25 protein-coding genes and 1 pseudogene are annotated in these 21,575 nt (G+C 71.7%); 16 read left to right on the top strand and 10 right to left on the bottom strand.

The window, feature by feature from the left end:
- The first annotated feature begins 66 nt into the window (after window positions 1-66).
- From FLX08_RS29135 to FLX08_RS29115, 5 genes are read left to right on the top strand one after another with little or no spacing between them, the layout of a single operon-like run.
- Complete coding sequence (locus FLX08_RS29135; protein ID WP_167530614.1) at window positions 67-459, top strand: GntR family transcriptional regulator; 393 nt, start codon at window positions 67-69, stop codon at window positions 457-459.
- A complete protein-coding gene (locus FLX08_RS29130) occupies window positions 456-1,346 on the top strand; it encodes an ABC transporter ATP-binding protein (protein WP_142623453.1) in 891 nt (296 codons plus the stop codon). The genes FLX08_RS29135 and FLX08_RS29130 overlap by 4 nt, the downstream gene beginning before the upstream one ends.
- Window positions 1,343-2,404 (top strand): ABC-2 transporter permease, encoded by a 1,062-nt coding sequence (locus FLX08_RS29125; RefSeq protein WP_142623451.1) that lies wholly within the window; start codon window positions 1,343-1,345, stop codon window positions 2,402-2,404. The genes FLX08_RS29130 and FLX08_RS29125 overlap by 4 nt, the downstream gene beginning before the upstream one ends.
- Window positions 2,401-3,852 carry a S41 family peptidase gene (locus tag FLX08_RS29120; protein WP_142623449.1) on the top strand — a complete coding sequence of 484 codons (1,452 nt, stop codon included), beginning with the start codon at window positions 2,401-2,403 and terminating at the stop codon, window positions 3,850-3,852. Before FLX08_RS29125 ends, FLX08_RS29120 begins: the two co-directional genes overlap by 4 nt.
- Before the next feature lie 42 nt (window positions 3,853-3,894).
- On the top strand, window positions 3,895-5,100 hold the full coding sequence (locus FLX08_RS29115; protein WP_142623447.1) for an alpha/beta hydrolase family protein: 1,206 nt from the start codon (window positions 3,895-3,897) through the stop codon (window positions 5,098-5,100).
- A gap of 13 nt (window positions 5,101-5,113) precedes the next feature.
- Here FLX08_RS29115 and FLX08_RS29110 read toward each other — a convergent pair whose 3' ends face one another.
- From FLX08_RS29110 to FLX08_RS29090, 5 genes are all read right to left on the bottom strand, one after another.
- Window positions 5,114-6,070 (bottom strand): phosphotransferase family protein, encoded by a 957-nt coding sequence (locus FLX08_RS29110; protein ID WP_208761732.1) that lies wholly within the window; start codon window positions 6,068-6,070, stop codon window positions 5,114-5,116.
- Between the two features lie 114 nt (window positions 6,071-6,184).
- A complete protein-coding gene (locus tag FLX08_RS29105) occupies window positions 6,185-7,069 on the bottom strand; it encodes a fructosamine kinase family protein (RefSeq protein WP_142623445.1) in 885 nt (294 codons plus the stop codon).
- Between the two features lie 78 nt (window positions 7,070-7,147).
- Complete coding sequence (locus tag FLX08_RS29100) at window positions 7,148-7,999, bottom strand: HemK family protein methyltransferase (protein ID WP_208761731.1); 852 nt, start codon at window positions 7,997-7,999, stop codon at window positions 7,148-7,150.
- A gap of 229 nt (window positions 8,000-8,228) precedes the next feature.
- On the bottom strand, window positions 8,229-9,278 hold the full coding sequence (locus tag FLX08_RS29095) for a DUF418 domain-containing protein (protein WP_142623443.1): 1,050 nt from the start codon (window positions 9,276-9,278) through the stop codon (window positions 8,229-8,231).
- 242 nt (window positions 9,279-9,520) lie between these two features.
- The gene (locus FLX08_RS29090; RefSeq protein ID WP_142623441.1) at window positions 9,521-10,111 is read right to left on the bottom strand and encodes a DinB family protein; all 591 of its coding nucleotides are present in this window, start codon (window positions 10,109-10,111) and stop codon (window positions 9,521-9,523) included.
- A gap of 408 nt (window positions 10,112-10,519) precedes the next feature.
- On the opposite strand from FLX08_RS29090, the gene FLX08_RS29085 reads away from it, so the two are divergent.
- From FLX08_RS29085 to FLX08_RS29055, 6 genes are all read left to right on the top strand, one after another.
- Entirely contained in the window at window positions 10,520-11,410 is an 891-nt protein-coding gene (locus FLX08_RS29085; protein WP_208761730.1) for an RNA polymerase sigma-70 factor, read from the top strand.
- A 99-nt stretch (window positions 11,411-11,509) separates the two neighbouring features.
- Entirely contained in the window at window positions 11,510-12,253 is a 744-nt protein-coding gene (locus FLX08_RS29080) for an SDR family oxidoreductase (protein ID WP_142623437.1), read from the top strand.
- A 56-nt stretch (window positions 12,254-12,309) separates the two neighbouring features.
- On the top strand, window positions 12,310-12,648 hold the full coding sequence (locus FLX08_RS29075; RefSeq protein WP_244312975.1) for a hypothetical protein: 339 nt from the start codon (window positions 12,310-12,312) through the stop codon (window positions 12,646-12,648).
- A gap of 653 nt (window positions 12,649-13,301) precedes the next feature.
- On the top strand, window positions 13,302-13,922 hold the full coding sequence (locus FLX08_RS29065; protein ID WP_142623431.1) for a dihydrofolate reductase family protein: 621 nt from the start codon (window positions 13,302-13,304) through the stop codon (window positions 13,920-13,922).
- Window positions 13,923-13,973: 51 nt separating this feature from the next.
- Window positions 13,974-14,297, top strand: a complete 324-nt coding sequence (locus FLX08_RS29060) for a YciI family protein (RefSeq protein ID WP_142623429.1) — start codon at window positions 13,974-13,976, stop codon at window positions 14,295-14,297.
- The gene (locus tag FLX08_RS29055) at window positions 14,294-15,535 is read left to right on the top strand and encodes an RNA polymerase sigma factor (protein ID WP_142623427.1); all 1,242 of its coding nucleotides are present in this window, start codon (window positions 14,294-14,296) and stop codon (window positions 15,533-15,535) included. Before FLX08_RS29060 ends, FLX08_RS29055 begins: the two co-directional genes overlap by 4 nt.
- 103 nt (window positions 15,536-15,638) lie before the next feature.
- On the opposite strand, the gene FLX08_RS29050 is transcribed toward FLX08_RS29055, so the two are convergent.
- Entirely contained in the window at window positions 15,639-16,742 is a 1,104-nt protein-coding gene (locus tag FLX08_RS29050; protein ID WP_142623425.1) for an epoxide hydrolase family protein, read from the bottom strand.
- Window positions 16,743-16,934: 192 nt separating this feature from the next.
- On the opposite strand from FLX08_RS29050, the gene FLX08_RS29045 reads away from it, so the two are divergent.
- Window positions 16,935-17,420, top strand: a complete 486-nt coding sequence (locus tag FLX08_RS29045) for an FBP domain-containing protein (protein WP_142623423.1) — start codon at window positions 16,935-16,937, stop codon at window positions 17,418-17,420.
- 67 nt (window positions 17,421-17,487) lie between these two features.
- Here the strand turns inward: FLX08_RS29045 and FLX08_RS29040 are convergent, their stop codons facing one another.
- Window positions 17,488-17,691, bottom strand: coding sequence for a winged helix-turn-helix transcriptional regulator (locus tag FLX08_RS29040; RefSeq protein ID WP_208761729.1), 204 nt, complete (start codon window positions 17,689-17,691; stop codon window positions 17,488-17,490).
- Here FLX08_RS29040 and FLX08_RS43045 point away from each other — a divergent pair.
- Window positions 17,672-17,938, top strand: a pseudogene (locus FLX08_RS43045) (aldo/keto reductase); the annotation flags it as partial. The gene FLX08_RS29040 and the pseudogene FLX08_RS43045 sit on opposite strands and share 20 nt — an antisense overlap.
- Before the next feature lie 112 nt (window positions 17,939-18,050).
- Entirely contained in the window at window positions 18,051-18,386 is a 336-nt protein-coding gene (locus tag FLX08_RS43040; RefSeq protein ID WP_341874356.1) for an aldo/keto reductase, read from the top strand.
- 24 nt (window positions 18,387-18,410) lie between these two features.
- Here FLX08_RS43040 and FLX08_RS29030 read toward each other — a convergent pair whose 3' ends face one another.
- The 3 genes from FLX08_RS29030 to FLX08_RS43500 all read right to left on the bottom strand — a co-directional run bounded on the left by FLX08_RS29030 (window position 18,411) and on the right by FLX08_RS43500 (window position 19,585).
- Window positions 18,411-18,752 carry an STAS domain-containing protein gene (locus tag FLX08_RS29030; protein ID WP_167530613.1) on the bottom strand — a complete coding sequence of 114 codons (342 nt, stop codon included), beginning with the start codon at window positions 18,750-18,752 and terminating at the stop codon, window positions 18,411-18,413.
- A 96-nt stretch (window positions 18,753-18,848) separates the two neighbouring features.
- A complete protein-coding gene (locus FLX08_RS29025) occupies window positions 18,849-19,397 on the bottom strand; it encodes an ATP-binding protein (protein WP_142623419.1) in 549 nt (182 codons plus the stop codon).
- Window positions 19,394-19,585: a DUF5999 family protein gene (locus tag FLX08_RS43500; protein ID WP_425280649.1), complete on the bottom strand. Its 192-nt coding sequence runs from the start codon at window positions 19,583-19,585 to the stop codon at window positions 19,394-19,396. Before FLX08_RS43500 ends, FLX08_RS29025 begins: the two co-directional genes overlap by 4 nt.
- A gap of 165 nt (window positions 19,586-19,750) precedes the next feature.
- Between FLX08_RS43500 and FLX08_RS29020 the strand changes: the two genes are divergently transcribed.
- On the top strand, window positions 19,751-20,662 hold the full coding sequence (locus tag FLX08_RS29020; protein ID WP_341874355.1) for an MOSC domain-containing protein: 912 nt from the start codon (window positions 19,751-19,753) through the stop codon (window positions 20,660-20,662).
- A gap of 100 nt (window positions 20,663-20,762) precedes the next feature.
- Window positions 20,763-21,530: a VOC family protein gene (locus FLX08_RS29015; protein ID WP_142623415.1), complete on the top strand. Its 768-nt coding sequence runs from the start codon at window positions 20,763-20,765 to the stop codon at window positions 21,528-21,530.
- The last annotated feature ends 45 nt before the right edge of the window (window positions 21,531-21,575 follow it).

Here is a 21,575-nt window from a genome sequence, read left to right as displayed (position 1 = left end):
GATCCTTACGGCCTCTTAACAACTAGACTCCTAAAGTGCTAGGAACCTAGATGAATAGAGGTATTCGTGATCGAGTTCTACCTGGACGGCAGATCCGGCCTCTCGCCCTACATGCAGCTCGTCCAGCAGGTGCGGCACGCGCTGCGGCTGGGCCTGCTGCGTGAAGGCGATCAGCTTCCGACCGTCAAGGACGTGGTGGCGCGCCTGGCGATCAACCCGAACACGGTGCTCAAGGCCTACCGGGAGCTGGAGCACGAGGGCCTGGTCGCGGCCCGGCCGGGGGTCGGGACGTTCGTGACCAGGACGCTGACCGACGCCTCTCTCGCCGCGCACGGCAGGCTGCGGCAGGACCTGCGCCGCTGGCTGGCCAAGGCCCGCCTGGCCGGCCTGGACGACGAGAGCATCGAGGCCCTGTTCATGACCACCTTCCGCACCGCCTCCCAGGAGGACATCGCGTGAGCGCCGCCCTGCACGCCCGCGACCTGGGCAAGAGGTACGGCAGGCGATGGGCGCTGCGCGACTGCACCGTCGACATCCCGGCCGGCCACGTCGTCGGGCTGGTGGGCCCCAACGGCGCCGGCAAGACCACCCTGCTCAAGCTCGCCGCCGGCCAGCTGACACCGACCTCGGGAACCATCACCGTGCTCGGTGGCCGTCCCACGGGGGAGCCGGCGCAACTGGCCAGGATCGGGTTCGTCGCCCAGGACACCCCCGTCTACGCCGGGCTGAGCGTCGCCGACCACCTGCGGCTGGGCGCCCGGCTGAACCCCGGCTGGGACGCCGCGCTCGCACGCGACCGCGTCGAACGGCTCGGTCTCGATCCCCGGCACCGGGCCGGGAAGCTGTCGGGCGGGCAGCGCGCCCAGCTCGCCCTCACCCTGGGCCTGGCCAAACGGCCCGAGCTGCTGATCCTGGACGAACCGGTCGCCGCGCTCGACCCGCTGGCCCGGCGCGAGTTCCTGCAAGGACTGATGGAGGCCGTGGCCGAGCACGAACTCAGCGTGGTGCTCTCCTCCCACCTGGTCTCCGACCTCGAACGGACCTGCGACTACCTGATCGTGCTGGTCGGCTCGCGCGTGCGGGCGGCGGGAGAGGTCGAGGACCTGCTGGCCACCCACCACCGGCTGACCGGCCCGCGCCGGAGCCCCGATCGCCTGCCCGGCGACTGGCAGGTCGTGTCCGCCCGCCACACCGACCGGCAGAGCACGCTCATCGTCCGCACCGACGCCCCGATCCACGACCCCGCCTGGAGCGTCAGCCAGGTCACGCTGGAAGACCTCGTCCTGGCCTACATGGACGAACCCGCCCCCGCCCACCTGCGACCGGTCCTGGAGGTCAAGCGATGATCTGGCTGACCTGGCGCCAGTTCCGCGTCGCGGCCGCGACGGCCGCCGCCGCGCTCGTCGTGCTCGCCGCCGCCCTGGCGCTGACCGGCCCCGGCCTGGCCTCCGGCTACTCCGCCGGGATCACCGCCTGCGCCCGGGACGGCGGCTGCCCGCGCTTCTTCGACCGCTTCTTCGACGACCACCAGCTCCCGTTCCTGGCCGTCACCCTCGTCGTGCTGATCCTGCCGGCCCTGCTCGGCCTGTTCTGGGGCGCGCCGCTGGTCACCCGTGAGCTGGAGGCCGGCACCCACCTGCTGGTGTGGAACCAGAGCATCACCCGCACCCGCTGGCTGGCCGTCAAACTCACCTTCACGGGCCTGGCCGCCGTGGCCGCCGCCGGGCTGTGCAGCCTCGTGGCGACCTGGTGGTCGGCTCCTCTGGACAGGTCCGCCGCCCCGGGCTTCGGGCTGATGGACCCCCTGGTGTTCGGCGCGCGCGGCATCGTCCCCATGGCGTACGCGGCGTTCGCCTTCGTGCTCGGCGTCACCGTGGGGATGCTCGTCCGCCGCACCGTGCCCGCCATGGCCGTGACCCTGGTCCTCTTCGCCGCGGTGCAGATCGTCATGCCGCTGGCGGTCCGGCCCCATCTGCTGCCGCCGGTCGGCGCCTCCTTCGCGCTCGGCCCGGAGAACGTGGACTCGTTCGGCAAGGCCGGCGACCAGGAGTTTCCGCACCTGACCCTGGAATCGGCGATACCCGGGGACACGGGCGCCTGGGTGCTGTCCAGCCGCCTCACCGACCCGTCCGGACGCGTGGCCGGCGGCGAGGGCCTTCCGGCCACCGTTCGCGTCTCCACGACGTCAGGGCCGTGCGGGCCGTCCCAGCAGTCCCGGGAACCGGGCAAGGGCTTCGAGTCCTGCATCGCCGAGATCAACCGGCTGGGCTACCGGCAGGAGGCGGTCTATCAGCCGTTCGAGCGGTTCTGGCCGTTCCAGTGGATCGAGACCGGGATCTACGCCCTCCTCACGGCCGGCCTCGCCGGTCTCTGCTTCCGCTGGATCCGCAGGCGCCTGTCATGAGCGTCAGATTCGCAGCGGCCGGGCTCGTGCTCCTCCTGACCGCCGCCTGCACGGCGACGCCGCCCCGCGCCCAGCCTGGCAAGCCCGCCGAGGCGGCACAGGTGTGCGCGCAGCCGCAGGGAAATCCCCCGCCGGAGACGCCCACCACGATCGACGTCGTCGAACAGGCGTACTTCTGCATCCTCGCCAACTACTACGGCGGGGCCACGCTGGACGCCCGCTCGCTGCTGACCGCGGGATTCGCCGCCTTCGTCCAGGAGCTCAACCGCGCCGGACGCGATCTGCCCGAGGCCACGATGCCGGCGCTGACCGGTGACCGCCACGCCGACTGGGCCGCGTTCGAGACGGCGTGGCGGCGCGTCACCGGCCTGCTGCCGCAGGACGCGGACCTCCAGGCAAAGCTGGCCGCCGCCACCCTGCAGGCCATCGTGACCGCCCTGGACGACGACCACGCCCGCTGGACGCACGGCGCCGCCCGGCCACCGGACTACTACGACGGCGATCAGTACGGCCTGGGGCTGCGCGCCAGCACTGGCCCCCAGGTGCGGACACATCCCGGAACCGCGCTGCCCCCGCTGTTCGTCACCACCGTGCTGGGCGGACCCGCGAAGGACGCGGGGCTGCGTCCCGGCGACGTCATCGAGTCGATCAACGGATCGGCGCCCTTCGTCGATGGAGAGGTCACCCCGGCCGCCGTCGCCGCGCTGTACCCGCAATACCCGGAAGCAGGAGCGGTCCGGCTCCGGCTTGTGCGGCAGACGACCGGCAGGCGCTGGACGGTGACGCTGAAGCCGGGGCTCTACCAGCCCGATCCGGCCGCCCTGCAGGTGGTGACGCCGAAGCTGCTGCGCGACCGCGTCGCCTACGTGCGGCTGAGCGGTTTCGCGCCCGACGCCGCCGACCGGGTGTTCCGCGCGATCTCCAGGCTGGGCGCGGGCCGCACGCTCACCGGCGTCGTGCTCGACCTGCGCGGCAACGGCGGTGGCAGCCCCGAGGAGGCGACCCGGCTGCTGAGCGGGTTCGCCCACGGCAAGGTCACGGCCTACCAGTGCGCGGCCTCCCCGGACACCAGGGACACGGGGGACGGCGCGTGCGCCCCCATGCGCACCGACGACAGCGTGCCGCTGCTCGGCCTGCCCCTGGTGGTGCTCACCGACCGCGGCTGCGCCTCGGCCTGCGAGCACTTCAGCTCCGCCGTCAAGGACCTGCGTCTCGGACAGCTGGTCGGCACGAGAACCGCTGGCGCCGTCTCGGGCCCGGCACGGCCATACCTGCTCGGCGACAACACCACCCTGATGCTCCCGTCGACGCGCCACCTCGCACCCGGTCGCGAGGTGATCGACCGGGTCGGCGTGGCGCCCGATCACCACGTGCCGCCGACCCCGCAGGACGCCGCCGCCGGGCGCGACCCCGCGCTCGACAAGGCCCTGACCCTGCTGCACACATGACCCCCGCGCGAGCATGTGCCGCCGGAAAGGACGGACCGTCTCATGAGTCACGCCGTCAAGCACCTGGCGGTCGCCGGGCTGACCGCCCTGGCCGCGGCCGCCTGCACCGCGCCGCCCCCGCCCAGGACCGTCCCCGCCGCGGCCACCGCCCCGGCCGCCACACCCACCGGCACCGCACCCACTGGTATCGGGGCCTTGCCCGCGCCCACCGGCCCCCACCCCGTGGGCGCGACCACCCTGTATCTGAAGGACACCTCCCGCCCCGACCCGTGGGTGCCCGAAGCGACGGCCAGGGAGCTCATGGTCACCCTGTGGTATCCGGCCCGGCCTGGAGAAGGGCGGCGGGCCCCCTACATGACCGCCAAGGAGTCCGAGCTCACGCTGAAGGGCAAGCACGTGACCGGCGTGCCGTACGACGTGCTGAGCCGCACCCGCACCAACGCCCTCGAAGACGCGAAACCCGCCGGGCGCACGGGCGGTCTGCCCCTGGTGGTGCTCTCGCCGGGGTTCACCATGCCCCGCAGCACGCTCACCTCCCTGGCCGAGGAGCTGGCCAGCAGGGGATATGCAGTGGCCGGCGTCGACCACACCTACGAGAACTACGCCACCACCTTCCCGGACGGGCGGGTCGCCGAATGCGTCGCGTGCGACAGCGACACCGACCCCGGCTTCGGCACGAAGGTGGCCGGCGTCCGCGCCGCCGACGTCTCCTTCGTGCTCGACCAGCTGACCGGGCCGCACGCGACGTGGGAGGGATCCTCCCTGATCGACCCGTCCGAGATCGCGATGGCCGGCCACTCGATCGGCGGGGCCGCGGCCGCGGCGGCCATGCTGAAGGACCGACGGGTGCGCGCCGGGATCGACATGGACGGCACCACCTACGCCCGGATCCCGAAGAGCGGGCTGTCGCGGCCGTTCCTGTTCCTGGGCTCGGCCGGCCACGAGCCCGCGGGCCGCGACACCTCCTGGGACCGCGACTGGAAGCTCCTGACCGGATGGAAGCGCTGGCTCGTCCTGCCCGGCGCGGACCACCAGTCCTTCACCGACGTGCCGCTCCTGGCCGGCGCCCTCGGCATCGCCGTCCCCGGCGGCCTGTCCCCGGCCCGCTCCGCGGAGATCACCCGCGCGTACGTCGGCGCCTTCCTCGACCGGCACCTGCGCCACGAGCCGCAACCCCTGCTGGACGAGCCGTCGCCGCGCTACCCCGAGGTGCGGTTGTGCACCCCGGGCAGGACCGCCTGCCGGTAGCGCGGCCCCCGGTCTACAGAGCCCACCAGTGCGCGGCCAGGCAGTCAAAGGTGGGCCGCGGCGGCGCGGGCAGCCGGGTCAGATACCACGCGAGGCTGCTGTAGCGGTGCAGCAGGGCGTAGGCCAGCAGCCTCCTGCTCAGTTCCTCGCCCAGGTCGCACTCGCGGTAGCCGTACGCGAGGAGCAGACGGCGCAGGATCCCGGTCTCCGCGCAGGAGAAGAACAGCCCCACCGAGGCGAACTCGTACTCCCGCGCGCCCCGCATCGCCGGTTCGAAGTCGAACAGGCCCGCCAGCCGCCAGCCGTCGCCGTCCCGCTCCACCCTCAGGTGCTCGCGCATCACCTCCGTGTGCAGCAGTACGGGCGCGGACGGCGGGAGCTCCACGCTGTCGAGGAAGCCCGGGATCTGCGCCAGCCACACCTCGTCCAGCCCGTCTGCCCGGTGGTGGGCCACGCACTCCTGCCGCCGCGTACGGAGGAAGCCGTCCCAGTCGGGCGGGCCCACGGCGGCGTCGACGGCGGGGGAGGAGACCGAATGGAGCGCCGCCAGCGTCTCACCCACGCCGGCGGCGAGCTCCATCCGGTCGTCTCGCGGGATGTGCGGCCAGGCCCCGGCGAGGCTCTCGCCGCGCAGGCGGGTCATCAGGATGTAGCTCCACCCCTCGAGATGCTCCGCCCCCATGACTCGCGGTGTCGGGATCGGCAGGCGTCCCTCGACGGCCCGCAGGACGGTCAGCTCCGTGTCGTATTCCTCAGGCAGGTAGACCTCGGGGTAGAGCTTGAGCACATGCCGGTCGCCCACCGCGTAGACCGGCAGCGACCCGTCGGCGAAGCGCTCGACGCGTTCGCCGCCGAGCCCGAGATGTTCCAGCAGTGCCGACACGGCCGGGCCGAGATGGGACTCGTCCCGCCGGACGGCCATGAACTGCTCCTGGGTCTCGGCCTTAGGCAGCCGCACGTCGGATAGCACGGCCCCGACGATAGACGGGGGCGCCCGAAGCCGATCAACTGGTTTTCCCGCGGCGACCGCCCCTGCGCGGCCTGCTGCACGTCGAGGAGCAGTCCCTCGTGTCCTCGGCTGAGTTCACGGCCTCCGCCGGAACGGGGCGAGCGTGGCCCGCACGAGGTCGGCCGCACCCCAGTCGGGGTCGAACTGGGCGATCACCGCCAGGTGCTGGCGCAACTGGAGGATCGGCATGCGTTCGCGCCAGCCGCGGTCGAGCCCGGTCAGCTCGGCGTACAACTCGAAGAACACCTGTGCCTCGGGCGGCGGCGCCGTCGTCCAGAGGTGGGCCAGGTCGACCTCGGCCCACGTGTACGACACGGCCGGGTCGATCAGCGCGGGCCGCCCGTCGGGAGTGGCCATGACGTTCTGGGCCCACAGGTCGCCGTGCGTCAGGCACGCCGGCCTGACCGGCAGCAGCTCGGGCAGCCGGTCGCACAGCCGCTCCAGCGCGGCCCGGTCGGCGGCGTCGAGCGCCTCCCGGACGCGGGGCTCGCCGAGCCAGCGCAGCAGGCGGTGCCGGGCGAAGAACTCGAACCCGTCGTCGTCCCAGGTGTTGACCTGCCGGCGACGGCCCAGCCAGTTGTCCCGGTGCCACCCGAACCGGGGGTGCCGCGTCGTGGTGTGCAGGCGGGCGACCGCGTGCGCGAACCGCTCCCAGAAGGCCGCGGTCTCCGGCCGGGGCCGCAGCACCGACAGCACGAGCAGGTCGCGGTCCGCGAGGACGACCTCGGGTGTGGCGGCGCCGCCCGCCTCGCGCAGCACGGTGAGCCCTTCGGCCTCCGCGGCGAAGACGTCGTCCGACGGCGGCTCGCCGAACGCCTTCACGAACACCGGCGTGCCGTCGCCGCGGCGCGCGAGCCCCGCCGTCGCGGCGAGGCCGCCCGTGGCGGGCTCGACCGCGACGACATCGGTCAGCCCGGCCGCGTGCAGGCGTTCCAGCAGCAAGGATGTCGTTTCAGTCACGGGTGAGCTCCTTCTCCTCCCCGGGGGCCGGGACGAGGGCCCCGGAGCCGATCAACCGGTTTCCGCCGCCGTGGCCGTTCAGCCGGCGGGGCCAGTGGGGCCGGGCCTGGTGCCGATGACGGTGGTGGCGTCCAGTTCCTCGTCGTACGTCAGGCGGGCGGTGAGCCCCGCACGGGCGACGGCGTCGGCGGTCTGCCTGGCCTGGGCCTCGCTCGTCTCCACCAGCAGGTGGCCGCCCGGCGCGAGCCAGCCGTCCGCCCCCTCGATCACCCGCCGGACGATGTCGAGCCCGTCCGCGCCGCCGTCGAGCGCGACCTGCGGCTCGTGCACACGCGCCTCCGGAGGCAACAGCCCGATCGCCTCGGTGGGCACGTACGGCGGGCTGGCGAGCAGGACGTCCACCCGGCCCCGCAGGCCGGCGGGCAGGGCCGCGTACAGGTCGCCCTCGTACACCCCGCCTCCGATGACCGTGCCTCCGGTCCCCCTGCCGCCGATCACCGTGCCGCCGACCGTGGCGAGATTGCGGCGGGCGCAGCGTACGGCGGCGGGTTCGACGTCCACGGCGTGCAGCTCGACCGGTCCGACGGCGGCGGCAAGCGCCGCGCCGAGCGCGCCCGAGCCGCAGCACAGGTCGACGACGACCGCGCCCGGCCGGGCCAGTGCGATGGCCTGGCGCACCAGGAATTCACTGCGCGGCCGGGGCACGAAGACCCCCGGATCGACGGCGAGGCGAAGGCCGCAGAACTCGGCCCACCCGACGACGTGCTCCAGGGGCAGGCCGCGGGCGCGCCGGTCCACCATGTCGTCGAGCTCGGCGGGCGTACGCGCGGCGGTGACCAGCAGACGGGCCTCGTCCTCGGCGAACACGCATCCGGCGGCCCGCAGCCGGGCCACGATCGGGGGAAGAGCGGGGGAGAAGGACAGGGACAAGGGAGAGCCTTTCGACGTGTGGAGGGCGCTCCCGTGGTCGCCTGTCTCTACGCGACCGAACGCATGGGGAGAAGGGAGCACCCGACCTGTTCAGCGGTAATGGGGCTCACCTCCTCGCGTCGTCGCCGCCGTGACCGGCACCCTACACCAGCCCGTACGCGCACCCGCACACCACGGGCCCGGAAGGCAGGGGCTGGAAATGCGGGGTCCGGTCTTCCCGTGACGGCGCCTACTCCCGGAGCAGGGGCGGGCGGCGGGCCCAGGTGGCCCAGCGCCACAGCCACTCCAGCGGGCCCTGCCGGTAGCGGCGCAGCCACAGGGTGGACCACACCCACTGGACGGCGAGGATGACGCCGGCGATCAGGAGCACCGTCGAGGCCACCCAGGTGTGCGGCGGGCTACCGATGGCGAGGCCCGCCACCAGCACCAGGACCGTCGCGGACAGGTAGTTGGTCAGCGCCATCCGCCCGAGCGGCGCGAACACCGTCTGCAGCACCGGCCGCAGCGGAGTCCTGAGCGCGACCAGCAGGACGCAGACGTACACCCCGGCGATCAGGAGCCCGGCCCCGGCCAGCGAGATGCTGAAGTCACGGCCGACCGGATCGGACCGGGTCTGGAGCCACAGCACGGGCGCGGCGGCGGCGGCCAGGACCAGGGCGAGCACGGCCGGCACGCGCGCCGAGCGCTCCAGCCGGTCGATCACGCCACAGCGGACCAGTGCCGAGCCCAGCAGGAACAGCCCCGCGATCAGGACGAGCCGGTCGCCTCCGACGAACAGCGACACCGCGATGAACACGGGGGCCAGGGCGGCGACGGCCAGGCGGGGCAGCCAGGTCGAGGGCAGCAGCACCAGCAGGCCGATGGCGGCGTAGGTGCTCAGGATGTCGCCGTGCCACAGCAGCACGAAGTGCGCCGCGCCGAGCGCGAGCAGCGCCAGGAGCCGACGCAGCAGAACCACCCGTGGGCGGGCGGTGCGGGCGGCCGCGGAGTCCAGCAGCAGCGAGAACCCGACGCCGAAGAGCAGGGAGAAGATCGGGAAGAAGCGCTGCTCGACGAGCAGGCCCAGCCAGGCGGCCTCATCACCCCCCGGAGCGGACCTCGCGATGAACGCGCCGGTCGCGGCGATCGGCTGGACGTTGGCGAGCAGGATCCCGCAGAGGGCGAACCCGCGCACGACGTCGAGCGCGGCGATCCGCGGGCGGCCCGCCGAGGTCGTGGTGGGACCGCCCTCGCCGGGCCGGAGGCGTACGGCGGGAGAGGAGGTGTTCTCACGGTGCATGGGCCCTCATCCTGCGGGCGGCGGCCCTTCGCCGTTATCGGCCGGAAGCATGGTTCCGGCCGCCCGCGACCGTACTTCCGGCCGGTTCCGCGACGGCCCGAACGGCGCGGTCCGAGGGCCTCGGCCTGGACGCCGCGGCCTGGACGCCGCGGGCCGGACACCACGGCCCGGACACCACGGCCCGAATGGCGCGGGGCGAATGGCGCGGGGCGAACCGGACATTCGATCGGCGCCGGGCGCGGTCAGCCCTGGGCGGCCTGCCGCGCCGTCTCCTCCAGCCGGTTGCGGTAGTCCTCCCACCACTTCTGATCGCCGGAGGGCAGGTTGAGACCGCCGTCCCGCACCCCGGCGGCACCGTCGATGAGCTCTCTGACGATATCGGCGTGGCCGGCGTGCCGGTTGATCTCGGCGATCACGTGCACGAGGATCTGGTGCAGCGTCACCTCGCTCCGCTCGTCCGGCCACCACGGCACACGGCCGGTCGCGTCGATCGCCAGCGCGGCGATCGTGGCGTCCGCGTGCTGCCACACCCGGCGGTAGAGCCCGACGATGTCGTCACGCGACTCGTCCGCGGTGGCCCACATGTCCGCGTTGTCCTCGGCGTCGTCCTCCATCCACGGCAGCGGTTCGCCGAACGGCCGTCCGAAAACCTCGCCGAAGTAGCCCGCCTCCACCCCGGCGAGGTGTTTGACGAGCCCCAGGAGATTGGTGCCGGTGGGCGTCAGCGGGCGGCGGATCTCATATTCGGAGAGCCCGTCGAGCTTCCACAGCAGAGCGTCGCGGGCGGTTTGCAGATAGCGGTGCAGGTCGTTCTTCGGTTCCCATGCGGTCATCGGCGCAGTCTTTCAGCCGGCGTCGGCGTCCCGCACCTGCGTTTCCCGGGGGAGCGGTCATCCCCAGGAACAGCGGAGGTGATGCGCCGCGCTCCAGCCGGTGAAGCTCGCCCACGGTCACCCCCTCCCCATCGCTATCGCAGATGAGCGTGTCGAGCTGACCCTGGTTCGGTGAGGTGTTCGCCCTGCTCGATTCAGCCAATATCGAAAAGATATTCAGTTATACGCGACAGAGCGAACGTCCCTGCTCGCCCCGCTGACCCGCGTCTGGGACGGGTTTCATCCCACGGCTCGATGAACCGCACGACTCGCTCCGCGCGTCCCCGATCGCTGCGGCGAGGGGCGAGCGGCACCGGTCATGGCCTCTGGGCGACCGGGCCCGTAAGGGGGGCTGAGAGTCTGATGGGCGTGACAGTTGATGCGGTTGAGGAGTTCGAGCGGCACCGCTCGAAGCTGTTCGGGTTGGCCTATCGGATGCTGGGTTCGGCTGAGGAGGCCGAGGACGTCGTCCAGGACGCCTTCCTGCGTTGGCATCATGCGAGCGCTGTCGCGTCGCCGTGGGCGTGGCTGGCGAAGGTCGCTACCAACCTGTGTGTGAACCGGTTGGCGTCCGCGCGTGCGCGCCGGGAGAGCTATGTCGGTTCCTGGCTGCCGGAGCCGGTGTTGACCGCGGGCGGCGCTTTGGGCCCGCTGGACAGCGCCGAGCAGCGGGAGTTCGTCTCGCTGGCCTTCTTGGTGCTGCTGGAAAGGCTCAACCCGTTGGAGCGCGCGGTGTTCGTCCTGCGCGAAGCCTTCGACTACAGCCATCGGGAGGTGGCCGAGGTCATCAACTCCTCCGAGGTGAACTGCCGGCAGCTGTACACCCGAGCTCGCCGGCGCCTGACCGAGGCGCGTGGCCGCTCCGATCGCCGATTGGACCAGGCCAACCGCCGCGACCTGGTGGAGAGCTTCCTGGCAGCCGCGCAGCAGGGGGACCTGCCGGGGTTGGAGAAGGTGCTGGCTGAGGACGTGACCGTTTGGGTGGACGGTGGCGGCAGGGTCCGCGCTGCCCGGCGGCCCATCTCCGGCGTCTCCCAGGTGGCGCGCTACTTCGTGGGATCGCTGAGGATCGCCGGTGAGGGGGTGAGACTGTCGGCTGCGGAGGTGAACGGCGCACTGGGGCTGCTGGCTTGGGCCGGCGAGGAGCTGGTCGGCGTGCTGGTGCCGGAGACGTCGGAGGGCCGGATCAGCGGGATCCGCATCATCGCCAACCCCGACAAGCTCCGGTTGTCACATTCCAGAGGCCTATCCGGTTCTTAACGGGTGACCGCCCACGCCGGACCCGGCGTGAGGCGGTGACCTGACAGCCGCGCGAGGCCGGAACACCGGCATCGCGCTCTCCGCGGAGGATTTCTACCCGTGACGAACCTGATCCTGGTGACGGGCGGTACCGGCCGGCTCGGCCGCGCGCTCGTGCCACAGCTCTTGTCGGACGGTCATGCCGTCCGCGTGCTGAGCCGCAGGCCGCCATCGGATGAGCAGACGTGGCGCGGTGACCTGCTCACCGGTGAGGGCCTGGAGGAGGCGGTCGACGGCGTCGGTGTGATTGTCCACTGCGCGACCGATAACGGCCGTTCGGACATCGCCGGCACGCGCAACCTTATCCAGGCGGCGGTGCGAGCCGGCCGCCCGCATCTGATGTACGTGTCCATCGTCGGCGTCGACCGGGTGGACATGTCCTACTATCGAGCGAAGATGGCCTGTGAGCAGCTCGTGGAACGCTCCGGCCTGCCGTGGACGATCCAGCGTACGACCCAGTTCCACGAGCTCATCGTCTGGATGTGCAAGAGCCAGCGGTGGCTGCCGATGATCGTGATGCCCAGCGGGGTGAGCTTCCAGCCCGTCGACGCCGGCGAGGTGGCTGCCCGCCTGGCCACGCTGGCCGGTGCGCCGCCGGCCGGCCGGGTGCCGGACATGGGCGGCCCCGAGGTGCGGCCCGCCGCCGATCTGGCCCGAGCCTACGCCCGCTCGCGCTCCAGCCGCCGGCCGGTTGTGTCGGTGCCGATGCCGGGGGCCGGCATCCGCGGCTACCGCGAAGGGGGACATCTGACCCCTGAGCACGCCGACGGACGCATCACCTTCGAGCAGTTCCTCGCCGCATGAGTGCCCGCACGTGGTTGCGCGCGGGCCTTGCCTTCCTCGCCGTGACGCAGTTTGCCGTGGGAGGTTGGGCTCTGTTGTTCCCGCGCTCGTTCTTCAACATCCCCTGGGTGGGGATGCGCATGCCGTACAACGCGCATCTGATGATGGACTACGGCGCGATGAGCCTGGCCACGTCGGTGGTGCTGGGGGTGGCTGTTTTCGTCGTACGGCGGAGCACGGCTCGTACGGCACTCGCCGTGTACCTGGTGTTCGCCGCGCCACACCTGGTGATCCACATCCAGCTGCTGCACCATCTCACGCCCGGCGAGCGCATGCCGTTGCTGGCCGCACTCACGGCGGCCGTCGTGATCCCGCTGGTGCTGCTTCCGCTCACCAGCCGCCTTGAAGAGGCGTAATTCCTCCACCTTTTTCGCAGAAAGGCGTCTTTGTTATGCGAAAACAGTGCCGCCTGCGAAGCGCTCGCCCGCCCGCACCTGAGCAGCCGCCGGACGCCATCGGCGAGCAGGCGGGCTTCCTGGTGGCCACGGACCCGCCCGGTCCCACCCCGCGTCGGACGGCTGTTGACCGGCGAGTTCACCGTCCGGCGGATCGATGCCTTCCGCCCCCGCTTCCACACGGCGCGGGAGCTGGCTCTGCTCGGCGGGCATACGCAGGTAGCGGGGCTCCTTGCCGACGTTGGCACCTCCGGCACGCTACGCGGGCTGCACACCGCAGAGGCGGCGATCACGCGAGGGGATCGCGGAGAAGAACGCCTGGTGAGCGGCGGCATCCCGTATCTCATCGAGAACGACGCCGCCATCCGCGCCAGGTGCCCGGCCGGCTGGCCGGCCGATCTGCTCGCCCTCTCCCAGCGCGACCGGGACAAGGTGACCGATGGTCCAGCCGCGCATCATGGACACCAGCGACGTCGAACGTGTGCGCGAGGTGGTCGACATCGTCCGGGAGGCGGTGTCGGATCGGGGCGGGGGCGTTCGTAGCAGGGGTGAGGCCCGCCACGAGGGGCGGCGCCCAGCGGCACCCAGCGGCACCCAGAGAAGGAAGCACGACCATGAAGCTGACGACCATGACCCAGCTCACCCTCGACGGAGTGATGCAGGGAAACGGCGGCACGTCGGACGAGGACCGCAGGAACGGATTCGAGCGCGGCGGATGGGCCCTGGGCAAGGGCGATGACGAGACCCGCGAGCTCATCAAGCAGACCTATCAGCGCGCCGGCGCGTTCCTGTTCGGCCGGCGGACCTACGAGCTGTTCGCCGGCTCGTGGGGGACCATGACGGCCGAGGACGCCCCCGGCTGGGAGCCCGTCGTGCGGGCGTTGAACACCCGGCCCAAGTACGTCGCGTCGGCCACGCTCGCCGCATCGGCGTGGGCGGGCACCACGGTCCTGCCCGCCGGCCTCGCGACCGCCGTCGCGGACCTGAAGGCCAGGCCGGGGGGTGAGCTGCAGGTGCACGGCAGCGGCACCCTGACCCGGTGGCTGCTGGAGAACGACCTGGTCGACGAGATGACGCTGATCGTCGTGCCCCTCGTCCTCGGCCAGGGCGCGCGGCTGTTCCCGGACGCCGGCCCGGATCTCGCGCTCGACCTGATCGAGTCGCGCGTCGACTCCAAGGGTGTGACGATCCAGGTCTACCGGCCGGCGGGGCGCCCGCAGTACGTGACGCCGTGACGTCCCCGACCCGTACGCCCTCCCAGCCCTGCCACAGGAGATGATCTTCAGATGCGATACCTGTTCTCCGTGATCCACGACCGGCCCGGCCTCGCCACTCCGGAGGAGGACGCCGCGATCGACGTGTTCAACGACCGGCTCCAGGCCGAGGGCCACTGGGTCTTCGCCGGCGGCCTCGCCTCGCCCGGCACGGCCACCGTCGTCGACAACCGGGGCGGGGCGGCGATGGTCACCGACGGGCCCTTCCTGGAGTCGAAGGAGTTCCTCGCCGGCTTCTGGATCATCGAGGCCGCCGACCTCGACGTGGCGCTCAGGCTGGCGGCGGAGGGGTCGAAAGCCTGCAACCGGAAAGTCGAGGTGCGGCCGTTCGCGTGAACGGGATCGACGTCCGCGAGGCGATCACCCAGGCCCACCGTGCGGAATGGGCGCGGGTGGTCGCCGCCCTGACCAGGCGCTTCGGCGACCTCGACATCGCCGAGGAGGCGGCCGCCGAGGCGTTCGCGACCGCCGTCGAGCGGTGGCCGGCCGACGGCGTGCCGCCCAACCCCGGCGCCTGGCTGACCACCACCGCCGGCCGCAAGGCCATCGACCGCATCCGGCGTGAGAACAAACGCGACGACAAGCACAGGGAGGCTCGGATGGTCTACGACGACGACCCGCCCGAGCCGGTCGGCGCGATCGACGACGACCGGCTCCGGCTGATCTTCACCTGCTGTCACCCCGCACTGGCGATGGAGGCGCGCGTGGCGCTGACGCTGCGCATGGTCGCCGGGCTGACCATGCCCGAGATCGCCCGCGCCTTCCTGGTGGCCGAGAGCGCCATGGGGCAGCGGATCACCCGTGCCAAGGCCAAGATCAAGGCGGCGCGCATCCCCTATCGGATGCCGTCGGCGGAGGACCTCCCGGCGCGCGTCTCCGGTGTCCTCGCCGTCCTCTACCTCGTGTTCAACGAGGGCTACCTGGCCACCGGCCCCGGCACCGATCCCGTACGGCGGGAGCTGACCGCCGAGGCGATCCGGCTCACCCGCCTGATCCGGGTGCTGCTGCCCGGCGACGGTGAGGTGGCCGGGCTGCTGGCGCTGATGCTCCTGACCGAGGCCCGCCGGCCCGCCCGGGTCTCGGCCGGCGGCGAACTCGTCGCCCTGGACGAGCAGGACCGCGGGGCGTGGGACACGGCGCTGATCGCCGAGGGCCACCGGCTGGTGCGCGAGCGCCTCGCCGCTGCCGCCGCCGGGGCGGCCCCGGGCCGCTTCCAGATCCTCGCGGCGATCAACGCCGTGCACACCTCCGCCCGCGACATGCGCGACACCGACTGGTCGCAGGTCCTCGCCCTCTATGACCAGCTCGTACGCCTCGATCCCTCGCCGGTCGTCGCGCTCAACCGGGCCATCGCGGTCGCCGAGCTCGACGGCCCGGAGGTGGCGCTGGCGGCCGTCGACCGTCTTGAGTCCCGGCTGGCCGGCTATCACGCCTACCACGCCACCCGCGCCGATCTGCTGCGCCGGCTGGGCCGAGGTCGTGAGGCGCGCGCGGCCTACGACACGGCCATCGGCCTGGCGGGCAACACCGCCGAGATCGCGGCGCTGACCCGCCGCCGCGACCAGCTCCCGTAGTCCACCCGGCCCATCGCGCCCGGGAGGCCCGGCGGCGAGGGCCGCGCCGCCGGGACGGCCCTCGTGCTGCCCTCGTCCTTGCCCTTGTCCTGCCCGGCGACGATCACGCGTTCCGGCCCTCGGCCGCGCCGACCAGGGTGAGGAAGAAGTCCCGTACGTCCCCGGCGAGCAGCTCCGGCACCTCCATCGCGGCGAAGTGGCCGCCGCGTTCGAACTCCGACCAGTGCCGGATGTCGTACAGCCGCTCGGCCAGCGGTCGCACCGACTGCGTGATGTCGTGGGGGAGTACCGCCACGCCGACCGGCACCGGGCACGGCGAGGATCCCCGCGGGGTCTCGTGGTGGAGCCGCGCCGAGGAGGCCGCGGTGGCGGTCAGCCAGTAGAGCGAGACGTCGGTGAGCATGCGGTCGTCGCCGATGGGGAAGCGGGGGTCCGTCCACTGCGCGAAGCGCTCGGCGATCCAGACCAGCTGGCCGACCGGCGAGTCGGTCAGCGCGTAGCCGATGGTCTGCGGGGTGAGAACCTGCAGGGCCTGGTAGGGCGGACGGTTCGCCATCAGGTGCCTGACCTTGTCCAGCCTGGCCTCGTCCGTCGCGGACAGCTCGATGCCGGCGTCCGGCACCGGCCGGGTCGGCAGGTAGTTGACGTGGACCCCGACCACCCGCTCCGGTGCCGCCGCGCCGAGCGCCAGGGAGATGCCGGCGCCGAAGTCGCCGCCCTGCGCGCCGTAGCGCTCGTACCCGAGACGGCGCATCAGCTCGGCCCAGGCCCGCGCGATCCGGACGGCGTCCCAGCCGCGTTCGTGGGTCGGCCCGGAGAAGCCATATCCGGGGATGGACGGGATCACCAGGTGGAACTCGCGCGACAGCGGCCCGATGACGTCGAGGAACTCCAGGAACGAGCCGGGCCAGCCGTGGGTGAGGATCAGCGCGAGCGCGTCCGGCTTGGCGGACCGGACGTGGACGAAGTGGATGTTCTGGCCCTCGATCTCCGTGGTGAAGTGCGGGAGCTCGTTGAGCGCGGCCTCGTGCTCGCGCCAGTCGTACCCGGTCCGCCAGTGCTCGGCGAGCTCCTTCAGCCGCGCGAGCGGGAAGCCGTAGTCCCACCCGGCGTCGGCGACCTCGTTGGGCCAGCGGGTGCGGGCGAGCCGGTCGGCCAGGTCGTCGAGGTCGGCCTGGGGGATGTCGATGCGGAACGGCTTGATCATGGTCTCAGCTCCGGAGGGATTCGTTTGCCCATAAAAACGTTAGGGCTGGAAACGTTTGTCTCTCGAACGATAGCACAATCATTAGTGGGCCGAACGATTCGGTCGCGCTCGCCGCTGCCGGGACTTCCTAGGACTCCTAGGAAAAAACTTAATCGTTTGCCCCAAAAATCGGCTGCCGATAGGTTCGTGCCTATGAGGCCGATCGCCGAGCGCGAGATCCGCGCATCGTTCGTCAACTGCACCAAGGGCGAGGTCAAGCGCCTTGCCGTCCCCAGGGACCTGGACGCGCGGCCCTGGGACGACCTGGACTTCCTGGGCTGGCAGGACCTTTCCTCGCCGGGTCGCGCGTACCTGGTCGCCGAGCAGGGCGACCGTCTGGTGGGGGTGGCGCTACGACGGGCCGCCCCGAACGCCGGGCATGTACGGCGGAGCATGTGCTCGCTCTGCCTGACCACGCACACCGGTGACGGCGTGTCGCTGATGACCGCCCGCCGCACCGGAGGCAGTGGCAACTCGGTGGGCGCCTACATCTGCACCGACCTGGCCTGCTCTCTCTATCTACGGGGCAAGAAGGACGTCGGGCCCGGCGGGCGGATGCCGGAATCGCTCACGCTCGAAGAGAAGATCAGCAGGACCGCGGTCAACGTGAGCGAGTTCCTCCAGAAAGTGACCGGGTGACCGCCGCGTCCCGCGTGGGCGGCGCGACGGAGCCGCACCCCCTGCCGATCACCCGACCACACCGGAGTCAGGGGGTGCGGGCGTCGTACGCCGCGCGGTGGGCGAGCACATCGTCCATGTGCGTCTCGGCCCAGGCCTTGAGGCTGCGCACCATCTCGTACAGGGAGACACCGAGGTCGGTCAGCTCGTAGCAGACCGTGACGGGCACGGTCGGCGTCGCGGGCGAACCGACAGGAACCACCTGGCCCGACATGAAGGACAGAGGTATCATCGACACCGCCGCCGCCTACGGACCGCGCGTCACCAACCAGCTGCTCCGCGAGGCGCTGCACCCCTATCCGGAATCGCTGCACATCGTGACCAAGGTCGGCGCGACCCGCGACGAGCACGGCGGCTGGCCCCCGGCCCGGCGGCCCGACGACCTGCGCCGCGCCGTCCACGAGAATCTCGAAACCCTCGGCCTCGACGTGCTCGACCTGGTCAACCTCCGGCTCGGCGACGCCCGGGGACCCCGGCCCGGCTCGCTCGCCGAGCCCTTCGAGGCGCTCGCCGAACTTCGGCGGCAGGGCCTGATCCGCCCATCTCGGAGTCAGCAACGCGACGGCCGGACAGGTCGCCGAGGCACGGACGATCGCGCCGATCGCCTGCGTGCAGAACATGTACAACCTCGCCTACCGGCACGACGACGGGCTGATCGACGAACTCGCCGGCGAGGGCATCGCCTACGTGCCCTTCTTCCCGCTCGGCGGCTTCAGCCCCCTGCAGTCCTCGGCGCTGTCGGCCGTGGCCGACCGCCTGGGCGCGACGCCGATGTCGGTCGCCCTGGCCTGGCTGCTGCGGCGGTCGCCGAACATCCTGCTGATCGCCGGCACCTCGTCGGTGACGCACCTGCGCGAGAACGTCGCCGGCGCCGGGCTCTCGCTCTCCGACGAGGACATCGCCGAACTGGACAAGATCGGCCGTTAGCGCGCGGCCGCCCGGGAGCGGGGGTCAGCACTCGGCCGTGGCCCGCTCCACGGTGTCGAACTGGACGAGCGCGCGTTCGAGGCCGGTCAGGTTCAGCACCCGGGCCAGCATCCCGCGCGACTCGGCCAGCACCAGGCGGCCGCCGTCGGCGGCACACCGGTCCTGCAGGCGCAGCATCGTCCGCAGGCCGTACGAGTCGCAGAAGGTCAGTCTTCCCACGTCGAGGATCATCTTGCGGTGGCCCGCCTCGTACTCCCGCGTGAACACGTCGTCCAGGTATGCGGCGGTGGCCATGTCGAGCTCCCCGTTGAGAGCCAGCACCGCGTGGGGCGGCTTGTAGCCGACAACGATATGTAGCCTTCCCATCTCGTCCTTCCCGATCATGTCAACATGACCGCTCCAGTCGGGGGTGGGCCGTCACGGCGGCTCGCACCTGTCCCCGTGGCGGGAGCGCACCGGCCGTCAGCGGCCGGCATAGGACGGCAGCTCGAACCACATGATCTTGCCGCTGCGGGTGCGGTCGGTGCCCCAGCAGCAGGCCAGTGAGTCCAGTATGTACAGTCCTCGGCCGTTCTCGTCGTCCGGGGCGGGCCAGCGCATCTTCGGGATCCCCCCATTACAGTCCTCGACCTCGCAGCGCAGCAGCCCGTTCACCGTCGACAGCCTCAGGGTGAGATCGTCGCAGCACGTGTGACGCAGTACGTTCGCGACCAGCTCGCTCACCAGGAGCTCGGCCTCGTCGGACACATATTCCATGCCCCAGGCGCTCAACTGCTTGCGGATCAGGCGGCGGGCCCGGCCGCACGACGTCGGCTGTACGGGCAACCGCCATGACGCCTCCTCGAGGTCGGTACCGTCCACGAGCTGTATCACCAGGTCACCGACCCGCCGTCGCAGCGTCTCCCAGCGGTCACGCACGGAAGAGTGACGGCGCCACAGGCCGTTGCCCCGCTCGCAGTCATACGAGGCCAGCATCGGCTGGGTTCCGAGCGGAAAGTAGATCAGGCTCACGCTGCAGACCCCACTGGCTCGTGGGCGGGGGTGCTCTGTCCCTTGGCCGAAAGCTCGCCGCCGTCGCCGAAGAGCACCACGCCGTCGCCCAGCGGTCCCCCTCCCTGCCGGAGGCCGTGAACGATCAGGCAGGCCTCGTCGCGGCCGGGAAGGGTCGCCGGCAGGCACTGCGTGTGGTGCCGGCACATGATGATTCCCCCTTGCTGTCACGCAGTCTTCAAGAGACTTCCAGACTGCCTGTGCGGGTCTTGATGTTGGCAGGGGGAAAACACCCATGCCGATACCTCATTGCGGCCTCCTCGCGAAGCGGGCGCCGGATGGGGTAGAGCAGGAGTAAAGCCGTAACCTCCGTCGTGCCGGACTCGCGCCGGTTCGCGGGTTCCGACCAGATTTTGCGGCTATCGAGAAGTGATCCTCGGACGTACGCTGGCGGTGTGGAGCTGGCCGAGATCCGTAGATATCCGGTGAAGTCGGTTTCTGGGTGGGTTGTTGATTCGGCGGTCGTGGAACCGTGGGGGCCGGCGGGGGACCGCCGGTGGGCCGTGGTGGACGAATCGGGCGACCTGCACTGGGTGGGGGAGAACCCGCGGATGCTCTCCGTCGTGGCGGCCCCCACCGACGAGGGCGGCCTCCTGCTCGAGGCTCCCGGTCTGCCGCAGCTGAAGGTCCCTCCGGCCACGGGTGAACGCGTCCCCGTCCACTTCGTGGAAGTGGACACCGTGGTGCTCGCCCATCCGGAGGCCCACGACTGGTTCACCCGCCTGCTGGGGAAACCCGCCCGCCTCGTCTGGCTCGACGACCCGCGACGCTGCGCCGTCCCGGCCTCCCACGGCGGCCTGCCGGGCGACGTCGTCAGCTTCGCCGGGGACGCCCCCTTCCTGCTGACCTCCCGCTCCTCTCTCCGCCGGCTCGACGACTGGATCGCCGAGGACGCCCTCGAACGTCAGGAGGAGGCCCCCGCCCCCCTCGACATGGCCCGCTTCCGCCCCAACCTCGTCGTGGACGGCTTTCCCCCCTATGCCGAGGACACCTGGCGTGAGATCCGCATCGGCGCCCTCCGCTTCCGCATGTCCGAGCTCTGCGACCGCTGCGCCGTGCCCACCTACGACCCCACCACTTTGGAGAAGGGCAAGGAACCCCTCCGTACGATGGCCCGCCACCGCCGATGGGACGGCAAGACCTGGTTCGGTGTCCGCTTCGTCCCCCGCGATTACGGCGAGATCCACGTCGGCGATCCGGTGGCCGTCCTCGCCACCCAGCCCTGACCCGGCCGTACGGCGACGTCCCTGGCCTGCCCGCTTTCGCCGGTTGAGCGGAATATGCGTGGTCCATTCTGGCTTATCGATCTGCCCTAAAGTTGCCGGCATGGCACTACGACTCGTTCAGGTGAATTTCAAGGCTGGGGACGACGCGGCGCTCGGCAGGTTCTGGGCGGACGCGCTCGGCTGGGGTGTCTCCAGTGAGGGCCCCGGGGTGACCAACGTCGAACCCCTGAACTTCACCTGGCCGGACCCTGCCGCCGTCTGTGTCGACGTCGTCGCCGTTCCGGACCCCGAGACGGTGAGATATCGCGTGCACCTCGATCTCGCCACCACCTCCGCGGCCCATCAGGCGGAGCTGGTCGCGCGTTTGAAGGAGCTCGGGGCGACGCCCGCCGACGTGGGGCAGGGCGACGTGCCGTGGACGGTGCTGGCCGACCCCGAAGGCAACGTGTTCCGCGTGCTGGAGCCCCGCGAGATCTACCGGGACACCGGGCCGATCGCCGCGGTGGTGGTCCACTGCGAGGACCCCCGGGCCATGGCCCGCTTCTGGGACGAGGCCATCGACTGGACCCTGCACGAGGTGAGCGACGACCACGCGCGGCTGCGCTCGGCCACGGGCGCCGGGCCCTACCTGGAGTTCGTCCGCGCCGCACCTCGCACGATGCCCGACGCGGCGCCGGTGTGGACCCGCGTCCACCTCGACCTGCTGCCCTACCCCGGTGACGACCAGGCGGCGGAGGTCGCCCGCCTGACGACCCTCGGCGCCACCCCCGCCGACGTCGGCCAGGGCGACGTCTCATGGGTCGTCCTCGCCGACCCGGAGGGCCACGAGTTCTGCGTCCTCCGCCCGGCCGCCCTCGGCGGCGATTGAATGTTCGCTTGACAATTCTCGCTCGCTATGGCCATCAGCCGAATG

The organism is Microbispora hainanensis (assembly GCF_006874475.1).
In the GTDB taxonomy this organism is placed as follows: Bacteria; Actinomycetota; Actinomycetes; order Streptosporangiales; family Streptosporangiaceae; genus Microbispora; species Microbispora hainanensis.
The sequence above is the reverse complement of the archived record's forward strand: the minus strand, read 5'-3'. Positions and strand labels throughout refer to the sequence as shown.

What these genes read in the sequence shown, in the direction of transcription:
- FLX08_RS29125 (WP_142623451.1), top strand. Translation starts at nt 1,343, where the DNA reads ATGATCTGGCTGACCTGGCGCCAGTTCCGCGTCGCGGCCGCGACGGCC.
- FLX08_RS29120 (WP_142623449.1), top strand. Translation starts at nt 2,401, where the DNA reads ATGAGCGTCAGATTCGCAGCGGCCGGGCTCGTGCTCCTCCTGACCGCC.
- FLX08_RS29115 (WP_142623447.1), top strand. Translation starts at nt 3,895, where the DNA reads ATGAGTCACGCCGTCAAGCACCTGGCGGTCGCCGGGCTGACCGCCCTG.
- FLX08_RS29095 (WP_142623443.1), bottom strand. Translation starts at nt 9,278, where the DNA reads ATGCACCGTGAGAACACCTCCTCTCCCGCCGTACGCCTCCGGCCCGGC.
- FLX08_RS29090 (WP_142623441.1), bottom strand. Translation starts at nt 10,111, where the DNA reads ATGACCGCATGGGAACCGAAGAACGACCTGCACCGCTATCTGCAAACC.
- FLX08_RS29065 (WP_142623431.1), top strand. Translation starts at nt 13,302, where the DNA reads ATGAAGCTGACGACCATGACCCAGCTCACCCTCGACGGAGTGATGCAG.
- FLX08_RS29060 (WP_142623429.1), top strand. Translation starts at nt 13,974, where the DNA reads ATGCGATACCTGTTCTCCGTGATCCACGACCGGCCCGGCCTCGCCACT.
- FLX08_RS29050 (WP_142623425.1), bottom strand. Translation starts at nt 16,742, where the DNA reads ATGATCAAGCCGTTCCGCATCGACATCCCCCAGGCCGACCTCGACGAC.
- FLX08_RS29045 (WP_142623423.1), top strand. Translation starts at nt 16,935, where the DNA reads ATGAGGCCGATCGCCGAGCGCGAGATCCGCGCATCGTTCGTCAACTGC.
- FLX08_RS29040 (WP_208761729.1), bottom strand. Translation starts at nt 17,691, where the DNA reads ATGATACCTCTGTCCTTCATGTCGGGCCAGGTGGTTCCTGTCGGTTCG.
- FLX08_RS29030 (WP_167530613.1), bottom strand. Translation starts at nt 18,752, where the DNA reads ATGGGAAGGCTACATATCGTTGTCGGCTACAAGCCGCCCCACGCGGTG.
- FLX08_RS43500 (WP_425280649.1), bottom strand. Translation starts at nt 19,585, where the DNA reads ATGTGCCGGCACCACACGCAGTGCCTGCCGGCGACCCTTCCCGGCCGC.
- FLX08_RS29015 (WP_142623415.1), top strand. Translation starts at nt 20,763, where the DNA reads ATGGCACTACGACTCGTTCAGGTGAATTTCAAGGCTGGGGACGACGCG.